This is a genomic window from Aliivibrio sifiae (genome assembly GCF_002954715.1).
Lineage (GTDB): Bacteria > Pseudomonadota > Gammaproteobacteria > Enterobacterales > Vibrionaceae > Aliivibrio > Aliivibrio sifiae.
This window is the reverse complement of the sequence record NZ_MSCP01000002.1, coordinates 984,969-986,106: the sequence shown is the minus strand read 5'-3', so window position 1 is coordinate 986,106 and position 1,138 is coordinate 984,969. Positions and strand designations below refer to the sequence as shown.

Here is a 1,138-nt window from a genome sequence, read left to right as displayed (position 1 = left end):
AGCATCAACACGATTTGCTACACTCGGCGTTGTCAGTTTGCCTTTAGTTTCAGTGATTAAGGTAGTAAAATTCAGTTAGGTCTGTATCGTAGCAAACGTGTTATGCAGGCGTTATATTTTTTAGTGAGGATTAGCTATTGCAAGAACATTTTTACAAATACACCGATATTCGGACAGCAGAGTTAATATTAGACAATCAAAGCTTTCGTTTTAGTTCTCCGTTGAAATTTAATGACCCATTCGATATTCAAAATGATTTAGCTCCTAGTTTTGACTTGAATGATTTTCCTGTCATAGCAATGTCTATGATTGAGGAGTATATCAATAATGATTACCCTATAAGTAACCCTGAAGATGGCTTTGCCAAAGCAATTTTATCTATGAGATCTTGTGTTAAAACTCAAGGTTATAAAAAAGCCGATATTGAAAGGATAACTTATCCCTTACTTGGGCATTTAATGGGCGAAGTTGAGTATCTAATATCTCAGGTAAATGCTCATTGGCAAAAGTCGATGAAAGATTCTCGGGTTTTTTGTGTCACAGAAGATAATGATAATTTATTAATGTGGGCTCACTATGCAGAAAATCATACTGGAGTAGTTTTTGAATTGGCTGCGATGCCTGAAGCGGATACGCCTTTATCGGTGGCAAGGAAGGTTAAATATACAGATAAACCCCTTGGTTTTTACTCGCTTGAAGATTTAGTGAAGTGGACGCTGTTTGGAATTGAACCTGATGCATCTATATTACAATACTCAAATCATGCATATCGAAAATCCAGCGTCTGGAGTTATGAAAATGAATGGCGAGTAGTTGATATGTGTTACTACGAACGAAAGCAAGACTTGTTTGTTGATCACAAATTCATACCTAAGCAACTCCGAAAAGTATTTTTTGGCTGTAAATCAGACGAAGATAATATCCGTCGTCTTTCAAATAAAGCAAAAGAGATTAACAGGGACGTTGAAATTTATAGAGCAAGAAAGATGCAACACGATTATGCTCTTCAGTTTGAAAAAATATAACAAATGCATCAACACGATTTGCTACACTCGGCATTGTCAGTTTGCCTTTAGTTTCAGTGATTAAGGCGTTAAAATTCAGCTAGGTCTGTATGGTAGCAAACGTGTTATGCAGG

1 protein-coding gene is annotated in these 1,138 nt (G+C 36.3%); it reads left to right on the top strand.

What is annotated here, in order from left to right; genetic code table 11:
• Positions 1 to 137 precede the first annotated feature (137 nt).
• Entirely contained in the window at positions 138 to 1,025 is an 888-nt protein-coding gene (locus tag BTO23_RS15720; protein ID WP_105063988.1) for a DUF2971 domain-containing protein, read from the top strand.
• Positions 1,026 to 1,138: the final 113 nt, after the last annotated feature.